This window comes from Paenibacillus sp. J22TS3 (genome assembly GCF_018403205.1).
In the GTDB taxonomy this organism is placed as follows: Bacteria; Bacillota; Bacilli; order Paenibacillales; family Paenibacillaceae; genus Fontibacillus; species Fontibacillus tuaregi.
In genome coordinates, this window is record NZ_BOSF01000008.1 from 44,774 (window position 1) to 57,669 (window position 12,896).

Here is a 12,896-nt window from a genome sequence, read left to right on the forward strand (position 1 = left end):
ATGGCGGTCTCTGTCCTGCAGGGCCTGATCAGAGGGGGATCGAGGTCGGCAGGCCGTCTATTCTCCCTGATCAGCGGAGGTGTCCTCTCCCTGGCGGGGATTGCCCTATCCGTGCCTTTGGCGATGTGGCTGTCGCCCATTGTGCAGAAGTGGCTGACCAGCATTGACCTGCCGTCCAGAGATTTAAACAAGTGGGAGCAAATATATTACACACTGATTACTGCAATCCGTGAGTTTCCGCTCATGCGGTTCGCAGTTGTTTTTATTATCGGGTATTGGGTGGTCCGGTCCGTACTCGGTCTGCTTGCCGCACTTGTATTTGGCGGAGCATCCCTGATCCACCGCTTTGGTGGTGGGAGTGACCGGCCTGCGTCCCTGCTCAGCCGTTTGGCTGGCGCAGGCATCGGTGCGGTCATCGGTGCGGCCCGCTGTATCGTCGTTATCGCTGTACTGTTTATCGTGGTCACCCTGTATCCGAACAGCGGCTTCAGCCGTTATGTTGAAGCTTCACCTGTGTATCGCGAGGGGGCCCAGTCTATCATTGTGCCTTTATCGGGCAATCTGATCAAGGAGAAGCTTCCCGTCTTCACCCGAAGTATGGAGGAAGAACTGAATGGGATCATGCAGCGCAGATATGAGGTGCTTGACGCCCAGGTTCCCGATAACATCGTGGGTGCGGCAGCAGCTGTTGTGAAAGGGGCTGCCACGGACGAGGAGAAGGCGCGTAAGCTGTATGATTGGGTAGGCACGCGAATCAGTTATGACTATGACAAAGTCAAGGATTACGAAGAGAAGCAGATTTGGCATGAACAGACACCTGCGATGACGTTTGAAACCAAACGGGGGGTATGTATTGATTATGCCCGTCTGTACGCAGTTATGGCACGTTCACAGGGCCTGAAGGTGAAGGTAATTACCGGACTTGGTTATAACGGTCAGGGTGGATACGGCCCTCATGCCTGGAACGAGGTTTACCTGAGTGAATTGAAGAAATGGGTGCCGCTTGATCCGACCTGGGCCCAAAGCGGGGACTGGTTCAACCCGAAGGCTTTTAACGAGACACATATTGCAGATAAAGCCATATAGGGGCTGGCTTGAGAGAAATTCGCCTAGTCCGATTACCCTGTGATAAAATACGGGAAGAACTATTAAGCATCAGGGAGGCTACAGGGGAAAACCAATGAAAAAGAATTACGAGGATGACCCGCGGGAGAAACAGGCCGCGCAGCAGCGTCATTTTAATATTCGTCTTAATCTGTTTTTTTTCACCGCATTTGCTATATTTACCGTGATTATTGTGCGTCTGGCTATACTTCAATTTGTGGAAGGTCCCAAGCTGGTTAAGCAGGGTGGCAATCTGGCAGTTAAGGATATTCCGCTGCCACCAACCCGGGGTACGATATATGACCGGCAGAATGTGAAGTTAGCCTATTCCACGCCGGTTCAATCGCTGTATATGACACTTACCAAGGAGTATACAGGAAAGAACGAGGCCAATGCCCAGGCTCTAGCCACTAAGCTGGTTGCGAAGTTCAATGAGCTCGGTGATTCGAACGGTGAGAAGCTGACCGTGAAAGACGTGGTGGAAGCGATGGATCTGAAGTCCAAGCTTAGCGGCGGATTCGCCCCGCGTCGTCTGAAGGTGGGATTGTCCAACAAGGAAGTTGCTTATTTCATGGAACACAAGAGCGAATATCCTGGGATTGATGTCGTTGAGGAAAGTATCCGTAACTACTATACGGACCCAAGTAACGGCATAAACGGTATTGCGGTTCAAACGGTAGGTTACATCAAGAAGTTCAAAGGAGCTTCGACTGTGCTGGACTTCTACAAGAAGAAGGTCGGACAGGCGGATGATCCAGCTCTGCAGTATACCGATACAGAGGATGTAGGCTTTGACGGGATTGAGTACCAGTACCAGGATGAGCTGCGCGGCCGGAATGGCTTCAAGAGTGTGTCCGTCGACCCGCGCAACATGGCCAGTGGGGTTACCGAGATTACTCCACCAGAGAAGGGCCATGATGTCTATCTGAACATTGACAGCAAGATCCAAACGGCGACCCAAAAAGCCATCATGGACCAGCTGTCCTGGCTTCATACCCACCCGGTGAGCGGCCAGTATCACATGAATGCCAGAACCGGTTTTGCCGTTGCGATGGAAGTGGATACAGGCAATGTTGTGGCCATGGCAAGCATGCCGGATTATGATCCAAATGTATGGCGTACCGGGGGGATTTCCGGCGATAACTACGATAAAATCAAAAACGTGTACCAGAACGGCACGATCAGATCCTTCGGTTCGGGCCAGAAGGGCCAGCACCCGGAATCCGTGGTTCTACTCGGGTCCACGATCAAGCCGCTCTCTGTGCTGATTGGCTTGAATGATGGATTGTTCACAACAAGCACGCCTTATTATGATAAGGGTTATGCTACCTTTGGTAAGAATGACTCCTCCAAGGTCCGCAACTCCCAAGGGCACGTGTATGGTTATCTGAACAGCCCGGCTGATGCAATCCGGCACTCCTCGAATACTTTCATGGTTGATATGGTCGGGGAGAGGCTTTACAAGAAGTATGGAGAGAAGGGCATCGGGCTTTGGGATGAATACATGAAGAAGTTTGGGCTCGGGGTCTCTACGGGAGTAGATCTGCCTAATGAATATCTTGGTTTCCGGGAGTACACGAATAAGAAGGAGACGGCCTTGTCCCGCCTGGCCTATGCCTCCTTCGGCCAACAGGGGAAATACACAACTCTCCAGTTGGCACAGTACACGACCATGCTGGCTACCCGGGGGAAACGTATGGAGCCCCACATCGTCAGCATGATTAAAGACTCCAAGGGGAACATTATTAAGAAGTTTACACCTAAGGTATTGAATGAGGAGAATTTCAAGAGTTCATACTGGAACGAAATCATTAAGGGGATGGCTACGGATGTAAGCTCCTTTGACAATTTCCCTTATGATTTTGCCCGTAAGACAGGGACATCCACCCAGTTGGTTGGTCACAAGAACGTGGATAACGGGGTGTTCATCGCCTTTGCGCCGCGCAATAAGCCGAAGCTGGCTGTAGCGGTTGTCATTCCTGAAGGGGGATTCGGTGCTCAGAGTGCGGCTCCTATAGCCCGGAAGATATTCGATGCTTATGATATGGAATATGGTCTTGACGGCATTCCGAAGAAGACGCTTCAGAACCAGTCCGGCAATCAGGACGGGAAGAGCGGTCAGACTAACGGGGCCGGGAATCGATAATTAGTAGCAGCAATTTACTAAACTAGAGGCTGTCCCAAAACTAAACATTGGAGCACGCTCACCAGAAAAGCAGGATAATCATCGTAAAAAGCCAAGGACTAAGCGGTCTGTTTTCGCTTAGTTCCTTGGCTTTTGGTGTCTATGGCTACTTTCTTAAACAAAACTAAACAACCAGTCGCCGGTTTACTTCCGACAATTGGCTGCTTAGACTTAAAAGTTGTTTTTGATCCCTGTCTCATAAACGGAGTCAGTTCTTAGGAGACGGGGTAGTGTAAACGTTGCCTGTTGTGCTAGCTGCTGTAACACCAGAACCAGCTTCTGGTGGCATATAAACGCTTAACGTATAAGTACCTGGCAAGACATAAGTCCAGGAAACTTGTTCATTAGTGGTGTCACCGTAGACATCTTTAAATGTTAGTTCTTTCCCACTAGAACTTGTGAGATGATAATACAACCTAGCTTTATTAATCGCTGGGCCTGTACCCCCAGTTCTTTTCTGGGTAACAAGTAATGTAATAGTCGATTTTTCCGTAATTGTGAATGTCGCTAGATTTTTTGTTTTATTTTCCGTGAGATCAGTCTTCCAATATCCAGCTACTGAGCTAGGCGTAATTAGTAAGTCAGAAATTGATGTCGGGGTAGATTTCACTGAACTTTGGACCAAATCCACGGAGCTTTGGCTTGACTCGGCAGCAAAACTTGGGACAGCCATTAAAAGAGACGCGGCTAGCATAGAGGAACATAAAAGAGATATTTTTTTCATGATATGCAATTCCACCCTTTCCCTTTTTAGTGAAATAACCATGTCGGCCAACACAAACACAAAATACCATATATTCTCAATTATGTATATTATTTTTATACATTTATAGATTAATAGCTATTATATTGTCATGAATCCTATTTTTGATTTAACTCTAAATATTCAATGCTTGGGCGGAAAGATATTATGCGCTCTGTATTAGGGAATGGCGTTACCTGCTTATTTAGTTATCCAATTGTAACCAATATTGGCGCATAGCTGTGATACGATGGAACTGGTTATCGAGAGAGGAAGGAGTTGGAAGCGGGTATGAAGTTCAGTGAGGACCGCAGCAGTATAGAAGAGGAGGTCACCAAGAAAAGGCAATCCCATCTCCGCCTAAACTTATTTTTCTTCGGATCGTTTATCATTTTTACCGTCATCATTCTGCGTCTTGCCGTGCTTCAGTTCGTAGAGGGCCCTAAGCTTGTTCCCGGAACAGAGGACCCGAATGTCAAAAATGTGCCGCTTCCTCCTATTAGGGGAACGATCTATGATGCTTCCCGCGAGAAGCTGGCTTATTCGACGCCGGTGCAGTCATTGTACATAACTTTAAACGCTGAGTATAAATTTCTTCCGAAGGCAATTAAGCTTGGGGAAGAGCTTATGGCTAAATTCAAAGAGCTTGGTGATCCCACGCAGGAGCAGCAGGAGCTCAAGGACATCATTTATGCGATGGATATCCTGTCCATGCGCAGCGGAGGATTCGAACCGCGGAGAATAAAAGCAGGACTAAGTAAAGATGAAGTTGCTTATTTCACAGAGAATAAATCTAAATATCCTGGGCTTTATATTGTGGAAGAGAGTGTCCGCAACTATTACAACGATAGCAAGAGCGGGGTCAACGGTGTTGCGGTTCAGACTGTGGGATATATTAAGAAATTTAAGGGAGCTTCGACGAGTCTTAAAGTATATAAGAAGATCAGGGAGAAGAAGAACGATGATCCGGCGCTCCAATATACAGAGCTTGAAGACGTAGGGTACGATGGATTGGAGCTCCAGTATCAAGATGTGCTCAGGGGGAAGAACGGCTTCAGAAGCGTCTCCGTAGACCCTAAAAATATGGCCAAGGGTCTGGAGGGAATAACCCCGCCTGAGAGGGGGAATGATCTGTACCTCAATATTCATAAGGATATTCAGATTGCCGCCCAGAAAGCGATATCTGAGCAGCTGACCTGGCTTCATTCCCACCTCGTCAATGGAAGGACTCATCCAAATGCCAGAGCTGGTTATGCGGTGGCGATGGAGGTGGATACAGGCAAGGTGGTGGCTATGGCGAGCATGCCGGACTACGATCCGAATGTGTGGCGGACAGGCGGGATCACCCATGACGATTTCGATAAAATCAAATACATTTATCAAAATGGCACAATCCGCTCATTTCGCCCCAGCGAGGCCAAAAATCGTCTTGAGTCTGTTGTGTACCTGGGTTCAACGATTAAGCCGCTTACCGTGCTGATCGGTTTAAATGAAGGATATTTTGGTCCGTACTCAACATATTATGACAAAGGGTATGCTGAGTTCGGGAAAGACAATACCCGGATTAAAAACTCCTCAGGGCATGTGCTTGGTGCCATCTCCCCACAGGAGGCAATTAAGGAATCCTCTAACGCCTTCATGATTGATATGGTCGGGCTTAAGATGTACAGCAGCAAAGGCAAGGATTCGATCGAGCTTTGGGACAGATACATGAAGCGGTTTGGACTCGGTATCCCGACAGGGGTGGATCTTCCTAATGAATATGAGGGTGGTCGGGATTATTACACGAACAAGAAAGAGACCACCCAATCGAAGATGGCCCGCGCCGCATTTGGGCAGGAGGGGAAATATACAACGATGCAGCTTGCCCAGTACACGGCCATGCTTGCCTCCAAGGGACGCCGGATGGAGCCGCATATTGTGGATACGATCAGGGACAGCTCTGGCAAGGTGATCAAGAAGTTCGAACCCAAATTACTTGGGAAGGCCGAATTTAGTGAGGCACATTGGAACGTAATTCATAAAGGGATGGCGACCAAGGTGAGTTCGTTCGAGGGATTTAAGTATGATTTCGCCCGGAAAACAGGGACTTCCACCCAATGGGCGGGGAAAGAAAATGTGGATAACGGGGTGTTCATCGCTTTCGCTCCCCGCAATAAGCCCAAACTTGCTATTGCGGTAATGATTCCTGAAGCCGGCTTCGGAGCACAAAGCGCGGCGCCGGTCGCCCGGAAGATTTTTGACGCATATGATTCCGTATATGGCTTGGACGGAGTTCCGAAGGGACAGATGAGCCAGAACGCTGATAATTCCAATGTTTCTAAGAACACCACTCGGTAAAACAGATGTATAATCATTTGCAGCACTTGGTATAGAGGTTTGACGATGGCGCCCAAATCTAAGGCATAGGGGGAAAACCCCTTGCCTTATTTTTAATTATTGAATAAAATTGCATTAAGGAAACATTGTTTTATTGAGGAAAATTTCGAGGGGAGTGTTCCCGAGTACGGCCGTGTCCTGATCCCCATCAAGAACTTAAAGGAGTTGGCGTCCATGGAAGTCAAGATTAAGAAAAGCCCCCTGCAGCGGGCAAGAATTACACTTGGTGTGCTGGCGCTTATTATGATTACAGGATAATGAATAGCGCAGGTGGTGAAATTCCTTGAACCGGTCTTCGGCCTAATATGGCGGGGACCGGTTTCTCATTGTGCGGGGAATCGCTTTGTTGGTCTGCGGCTCCTGTGGTAGAATGACTAAGATGTTGTTTAGAGATAAATAGATAACCTATATTGTATCAGAAGATGGAGGATGAACGGATGAAATACCGACTGCTTGCACTCGATATGGATGGGACCTTACTTAACGATAATCACGAGATATCACCAAAGACAGCAGAATGGATCGGCAAAGCGGCTGCGGCCGGGGTTCATGTCTGCTTATCCACCGGGCGTTCATTCAATGAAGCGGTGCCGTTCGGAGATCAGCTTGGCCTGAACACACCGATGATTACAGTCAATGGAAGTGAAGTATGGAAGACGCCTCATGAGCTGTACCGCAGGGAACTGCTGGACAAAGAGCTAGTCAAACAGATGCATGGAATTGCTGCAGAACTTGGTGTATGGTTCTGGGCTTATTCGGTGGAAGGATCATATAATGAGAAGAACTGGGACCCTGCTCTGGTGGATGTGAACCATTGGATTAAGTTCGGATATCATACTGAGGACGCCGATCTCCGTCATCAAATTCTGATGAGGCTGCAGGATATGGGAGGTCTCGAAATCACCAATTCATCCCCGTATAACTTTGAGATTAACCCTGAGGGGGTCAACAAAGCGACAGGAATCAAAATTGTCTGTGAGCTTCTTGGGCTGGACATGTCCCAGGTTATTGCCGTTGGCGACAGCCTGAACGACCTTGCGGCGATTCAGGCGGCTGGACTTGGCGTTGCTATGGGCAATGCTCAGCTCGCTGTGCAGGAGAACGCGGATTATGTGACGGCGTCCAATAATGATGACGGAATAGCCGAGGTGATCCAGAAGTTTATTTTACCGGAGGAGTGATACTCTAGTGGATATTCTGGGCTGGATTCTAATCATTGGGCTGTTCCTCGTGGGACTTGCGGGAGCGGTCATCCCCGTTCTTCCTGGGGTTATCGCGGTCTATGCGGCTTTCTTCGTGTACGGATGGTTCTTTACATTCGAGCATTTTGGATGGGGTTTCTGGACCCTGCAGACGCTGATCGTGATCGTTCTGTTGGCTGCGGACTATGCGGTGGGAGCTTGGGGGGTTAAACGCTTCGGAGGCAGCAAGGCGTCCGTATGGCTTAGTACGATCGGGGCAATTATCGGTCCCTTCGTTATTCCGGCGTTTGGGCTCATTATCGGCCCCTTCGTTGGGGCGGTAGCAGGGGAACTGATTTCAGGGTCATCTTTTCAAAAATCGCTGAAAGTCGGGTTTGGTTCGGTCGTTGGCTTGTTCAGCAGCATGGTCGTCAAAATCCTGCTTGAAATCGTGATGATTATTGTATTCTTCATCTGGATTATCAGCTTCTAACCAGGAATAGGTCCGAGAAAGAAGGGAAATCGGTTTGTCTAAGAAAGAATCTTTTATAAAGGGAACGCTGATCCTCGCCGCAGCGGCTCTGGTAGCCCGTGTGTTAGGGCTTGTGCAGCGTGTCCCGCTTGAGCACATCTTTGGGGCTGTCGGCAATGCGTCCTACACGGTGGCGAACAACGTATATCTGATGCTGCTTACCGTGGCCACCGCTGGAATTCCCAGCACACTAAGCAAAATGGTCTCCGAGCGCTATGCCTTAAAGCGCCCAGGCGAAGCGCAGCGGGTCTACAAGGCGGCGCTGATCTTTGCCGTGTTTATCGGTCTCGTCATGACAGTGCTGCTCTATACGCTGGCACCAGTCTATGCCACCTTAACGAAGCAGCCTGAGGCCGTGCCTGCTATCCGGGCGATTGCGCCGGCGCTGCTGCTGTTCCCGACTATTGCGATGATGCGGGGGTATTTCCAGGGTAGAGGTTATATGGCCGCTAACGGCATCTCTCAGATTATGGAGCAGGTGCTGCGGGTTATTACCGGAATCGGGCTGGCATTCTTCCTGCTGCATGCGAATTATAAGGATGAATGGGTAGCTGCGGGTGCTTCCTTCGGCGGCGTGCTTGGAAGTGTTGCAGCATTCGGCATCTTGATGTGGTTTTCCAGTAAGCTGCGGAAAGAAGACCGGAGACAGCAGCTTGAGGACCTGTCAACCGGGTCCGAGCAGCTCCCACTGATGCGCATTTACGGTGACATCTTCAAGCTGTCTATTCCTATTGTGCTCGCTTCCTTGGCTGTACCAGCGGTCAACTTCATTGACGGAACCCTTGTCAAGCCGCTCTTGATTCACCAGATGGGTAACCTGGCGGCCACGAACACACTGGGTATTCTGGGCAGCCGGGCACAGAGTATCGCGGGAATTCCGCCAATTCTGTCCATCGCACTGAGCGCATCGCTTCTGCCTGTCATCGCGGCGGCGTTTGCCAGAGGGGACCGTCCGCACCTGGAACGCCAGATTACACTCGCTATGCGGGTATCGATATTGACGGGTATGCCGATTGTCATCATTCTGTGTGCGGCAGCTTATTCCGTGAATGGGCTTCTGTTCAGCAGCCTGGAGGGAAGCGGAATTATCGGGCTGCTTACCCTTGGAACCATCTTTCAGATTACGATGTCAACGTCTAGTTCAATTCTGATCGGGCTTGGCAAGGTGAATTTGTCCATGGGACATGTTCTTGTTGGGATCGTGGTGAAGCTGATTGCCAGCTTCGCGCTAGCCCCTTTCTTTGGAATCTATGGGATTATCATCGGCACGGGTCTGTGCTTCCTTGTGATCACACTGCTTAATCTGCGTTCGATGAAGGCGATTGTGCCATTCCATATTATGAGCGGACGGTGGACAGGCTTCCTGCTTACCGTAATTGTTTTGTTCGGAGCAGGATATGGCCTTAATTATCTGGGCGACCTTACAACGGCTGTCCTGCCGCCAAGAGTGGGCTTCTTCTTCGCCTGCTGCCTGGTAGGTATTTCTGTACTCATTCTGTATCCGGTTATGCTGGTAGTCATGCGGGTGGTCCGCAAAGACGAGCTGGGCAGTTATCCGAGAGTGCTCCAGAAAATACTGCGCCCGCTTATGCGGCTCCAACGCGGGTCCGCTGGCTCCGCATAAATTTGGTGCTGCACAGCTTTATACGTTGAATTTCAAGGGAGACACTTCGGTGTCTCCCTTGTTCAATGATCGGTTCCACTTGCCGTATCATGGGCAAAGGCGGTTTTGATAATACCAAGCCGGTGCTCGAAGCTGATATCGCACAGATAGGGCTGCTGAGGCTTGCTCAGCCCGTCCAGGGCGCTGTGATCCTGCAGCCAATCCTCTCTGGAGATGGGCTCGTATGAAGTGTCGCCCCAGGCGTCAAGCAGCTTGGGCGCATACAGGCGTCTGCCTTCCGGCAGGCTGGTCTGCTCAAGAAGTTCCATCCCTTCAAGGCCTGGGCCCAAGGCTTGGTCCTTGTCTGTGGTGAACAAGGCTGGCCAATAGTCGGCCCTTGATCCGGTGTGCGGAACAAGCGAGGCGAAGGCTTCGGCTCCTTTCCTCAGGGAAGCGAGGCCGAAGAGCAGCGCGTACAGGTTCTTGCCGAAGGTAATTCGCGTGCTGAGACTGGAGAAGTCGCCAAGAATCCGTCCGGCCAGCCGCGGAATATGCCCTTCGGGACAGGATGAAGCATCCAAAGTCTGTTTTTCCTGCTGCTTTGGAGTGCCGTCTTCCGCAGATACTGAATCCAGATCCAGCAGAGGAAAGATAATCTGATTGAGTCCTGCCCAATTGTGCAGGTGGAAATTCGCTTTTTCCGTGACCCGGTTCTGAAAGTAGGGGTTCCGGACGACCCGTTTCTCAATGTAATTTTGCTCGTTGATAATCAGGCCTACAGCCAGCAGGGCACTGCCGCGCTCCAGCCAGAAGCGGTCCCAGAAAGGCCGCATAAACCGGGAGACATGGAAGTGAGGGAGCAGATAGAACAGGCTTGACCCGATCTCCCGGCTTTTCATATAGAGCATCAGCTGAGGGTAGGCATCCTGGAAGATTAACGCGTTGCATCTTTCCAGAAAGCGGTAGGTCACTTCCTTGCCGGTCTCATCCAGCAGCGGATACATTTGGCCGCCGCGCAGATCACTCATGTTCCAGCCTGCATTGCGCGAGACCATATGGGCCAGGAAAGACCATTGCAGTTCAGGGTAAGCCTGGTAGCATTTCAGGTAGGCCTCTGTCCGGGTGATATTGCTGATATTGTTCATCCGCACCGATTCCTCGATTTCCTCAATAACGCGCTGGTCTTCGGGGGTTAGGCCATCCTTGGCATCGACAATCAATCCCAGCGGCTCGTCAAGTCTCCGCCCCTGACTGCTCCGCTTAAGGAGGTCTTCCACCTCTGTATATACGGTCCTGGCAGACGCCTCATTCCAGTCCAGGTGAATTTTCTCTTCCCTTAGGCGTGAAGAGGCAGCGATGCCTGCGGTTTTGCTCTTTACCACCTCACTCACCATGGAAGGAAGCGATAGAAGCATTTCTTTAAGTACTGCGGCAAGCCCGGGCGACTTGGAGTCACCCTGGTGAAAGGGCTGGCTCATGTTGATCCCTCTCTTTCGAATAAAGTGAGTCAATATGTACCTTGGCAGGTGATTATAACGTAAGAAGAATTTAGTCACATTATGGCCTAAAAGTTTGACTTCCACTCTTCGTTTTGATTGACTAAGAGAGATAACGATAGAAAGGACTGAAGCTCATGAAAGAAGTGACATCCGCTGGTGCGTTTACTGTAGAAACGCAGTCCAGCAATTTGGTTGTTGCCGTCTTCAAAGCAGACTGGTGCGTAGATTGCAAATTCATTGACCCATTTATGCCTGAGGTTGAGGAGAAGTACGGAGACCGCATCACGTTCCTTCAGGTGGATGTGGATAAGGTAGGGGATGTCAGTCAGGAACAGAATATCCTGGGCATTCCAAGCTTCGTTGCCTATACGGACGGACGCGAGCTTGTCCGGTTCGTCAACAAAGCCCGTAAATCCCGGGAGGAAATTGAAGATTTCCTGAACCGTGCCTTGGATGTGTACCGGACTCTGCACGATACGGCGGAGCATAAGGAATAGGGTACGCAATACCAAAAGTCACAAGCGCCATCCATTTGGGTGGCGTTATTTCATGATTTGATCATTTTGTCACATGTGACTTATGATATGTATATCCTCATCGGTTATAATGAAAGAGCAGCTTAATTTGTGTAAATCCAATGAATATAGCAGGTGAGGAAAAAGTGAATACCAAACAACTGAAATGGCTGAGTTATGCTTCCAGCTTTGTTATGCTGATGGCCACGCTGGGTGGGACCGCAGTAACGAAGCTGGATGCAGGGCTTGGCTGCGGCCGGGAATGGCCGCTCTGTAACGGGAAGTTCGTTCCCGCCCATACGCTGTCTTCACTCATAGAATGGTCTCATCGTGCAGTGAGCGGGGCCGCAGGCATGCTCGCGCTGGCGGCGTTTATTGCTTTTATGATCTATCGGAAGGAACGGCGCGACCTTAAAGCGTACGCCACGCTTGCCCTTATTTTTGTTGTGGTGCAGGCGATTATGGGGGCTCTCGCGGTGGTGTTCTCGCAATCCTCGGCTGTGATGGCACTGCACTTCGGGTTCTCGCTGATTGCCTTCGCAAGCTCATTGATGCTTGCTCTTGGTATGAGAGAGCAGGAACGTGAAGAAGCCAACATGCCGAAGCTTCCTACCGGACCAGTTACCCGGAGATTCCGGAATCTGGTATGGTTTGCCACGTTCTACACTTATATCGTGGTCTACCTGGGAGCCTATGTCAGCCATACGAGTTCTGCAGGAGGATGCAGCGGCTGGCCGCTCTGTAACGGACAGGTTATTCCTGAACTTACCGGAGGCGTGGGCATTGCATTCATTCACCGGATCGGAGCTATAACTTTGTTCTTTGTGATTGCCGTGCTCGGACATTTTGCTTACAGAAAGCATCAGGGGAACAAGGAAATCCGGTCGCTTGGGTTAGCGGCAACTGTGCTTGTTATCGTTCAAATTTTCACAGGTGCTTTTCTGGTTATGAACCTGACCAATTCCAACATGTATATTTTTGCCTCCTTGTCGCATATCTTCGTCCTGGCTTGCATGTTCGGTGTGCTCAGCTATATGAGTGTGAGAACCTGGCAGCTGAGCAGGGCGGAGGCTAAGCAGGGCCAATTGAATACGAGGTTGAACTAAAGCTCCGCAGCAATGCGGAGTTTTACATAGGAGTAAGAAACTTGAGATGA

10 protein-coding genes are annotated in these 12,896 nt (G+C 50.1%); 8 read left to right on the forward strand and 2 right to left on the reverse strand.

Features of this window, described 5'->3' with window-relative positions; translation table 11 throughout:
- Positions 1 to 1,086 carry a transglutaminase domain-containing protein gene (locus KJS63_RS21445; protein WP_213621123.1) on the forward strand — a complete coding sequence of 362 codons (1,086 nt, stop codon included), beginning with the start codon at positions 1 to 3 and terminating at the stop codon, positions 1,084 to 1,086.
- Between the two features lie 94 nt (positions 1,087 to 1,180).
- Positions 1,181 to 3,250, forward strand: coding sequence for a peptidoglycan D,D-transpeptidase FtsI family protein (locus tag KJS63_RS21450; RefSeq protein ID WP_068620126.1), 2,070 nt, complete (start codon positions 1,181 to 1,183; stop codon positions 3,248 to 3,250).
- Between the two features lie 247 nt (positions 3,251 to 3,497).
- Here KJS63_RS21450 and KJS63_RS21455 read toward each other — a convergent pair whose 3' ends face one another.
- Positions 3,498 to 4,013, reverse strand: a complete 516-nt coding sequence (locus tag KJS63_RS21455; protein WP_213620998.1) for a hypothetical protein — start codon at positions 4,011 to 4,013, stop codon at positions 3,498 to 3,500.
- A gap of 309 nt (positions 4,014 to 4,322) precedes the next feature.
- Here KJS63_RS21455 and KJS63_RS21460 point away from each other — a divergent pair, with 309 nt between their 5' ends.
- The 4 genes from KJS63_RS21460 (at position 4,323) to KJS63_RS21475 (ending at position 9,747) form a co-directional block, all read left to right on the forward strand.
- On the forward strand, positions 4,323 to 6,371 hold the full coding sequence (locus tag KJS63_RS21460) for a peptidoglycan D,D-transpeptidase FtsI family protein (RefSeq protein WP_213621000.1): 2,049 nt from the start codon (positions 4,323 to 4,325) through the stop codon (positions 6,369 to 6,371).
- 461 nt (positions 6,372 to 6,832) lie between these two features.
- The gene (locus tag KJS63_RS21465; RefSeq protein ID WP_213621124.1) at positions 6,833 to 7,591 is read left to right on the forward strand and encodes a Cof-type HAD-IIB family hydrolase; all 759 of its coding nucleotides are present in this window, start codon (positions 6,833 to 6,835) and stop codon (positions 7,589 to 7,591) included.
- 7 nt (positions 7,592 to 7,598) lie between these two features.
- On the forward strand, positions 7,599 to 8,084 hold the full coding sequence (locus tag KJS63_RS21470) for a DUF456 domain-containing protein (protein WP_068620124.1): 486 nt from the start codon (positions 7,599 to 7,601) through the stop codon (positions 8,082 to 8,084).
- Between the two features lie 34 nt (positions 8,085 to 8,118).
- On the forward strand, positions 8,119 to 9,747 hold the full coding sequence (locus KJS63_RS21475) for a putative polysaccharide biosynthesis protein (RefSeq protein ID WP_213621001.1): 1,629 nt from the start codon (positions 8,119 to 8,121) through the stop codon (positions 9,745 to 9,747).
- Between the two features lie 62 nt (positions 9,748 to 9,809).
- Here KJS63_RS21475 and KJS63_RS21480 read toward each other — a convergent pair whose 3' ends face one another.
- Complete coding sequence (locus KJS63_RS21480; protein ID WP_244862718.1) at positions 9,810 to 11,204, reverse strand: DUF2515 family protein; 1,395 nt, start codon at positions 11,202 to 11,204, stop codon at positions 9,810 to 9,812.
- A 155-nt stretch (positions 11,205 to 11,359) separates the two neighbouring features.
- Between KJS63_RS21480 and KJS63_RS21485 the strand changes: the two genes are divergently transcribed.
- Complete coding sequence (locus KJS63_RS21485; RefSeq protein ID WP_068620121.1) at positions 11,360 to 11,722, forward strand: thioredoxin family protein; 363 nt, start codon at positions 11,360 to 11,362, stop codon at positions 11,720 to 11,722.
- 164 nt (positions 11,723 to 11,886) lie between these two features.
- Positions 11,887 to 12,846 (forward strand): COX15/CtaA family protein, encoded by a 960-nt coding sequence (locus KJS63_RS21490; RefSeq protein WP_213621002.1) that lies wholly within the window; start codon positions 11,887 to 11,889, stop codon positions 12,844 to 12,846.
- Positions 12,847 to 12,896: the final 50 nt, after the last annotated feature.

Bases quoted from the DNA above. Each gene is read 5' to 3' on its own strand.
- KJS63_RS21460 (WP_213621000.1), top strand. From the start codon at position 4,323: ATGAAGTTCAGTGAGGACCGCAGCAGTATAGAAGAGGAGGTCACCAAG.
- KJS63_RS21455 (WP_213620998.1), bottom strand. From the start codon at position 4,013: ATGAAAAAAATATCTCTTTTATGTTCCTCTATGCTAGCCGCGTCTCTT.
- KJS63_RS21450 (WP_068620126.1), top strand. From the start codon at position 1,181: ATGAAAAAGAATTACGAGGATGACCCGCGGGAGAAACAGGCCGCGCAG.
- KJS63_RS21480 (WP_244862718.1), bottom strand. From the start codon at position 11,204: ATGAGCCAGCCCTTTCACCAGGGTGACTCCAAGTCGCCCGGGCTTGCC.
- KJS63_RS21465 (WP_213621124.1), top strand. From the start codon at position 6,833: ATGGAGGATGAACGGATGAAATACCGACTGCTTGCACTCGATATGGAT.
- KJS63_RS21485 (WP_068620121.1), top strand. From the start codon at position 11,360: ATGAAAGAAGTGACATCCGCTGGTGCGTTTACTGTAGAAACGCAGTCC.
- KJS63_RS21445 (WP_213621123.1), top strand. From the start codon at position 1: ATGGCGGTCTCTGTCCTGCAGGGCCTGATCAGAGGGGGATCGAGGTCG.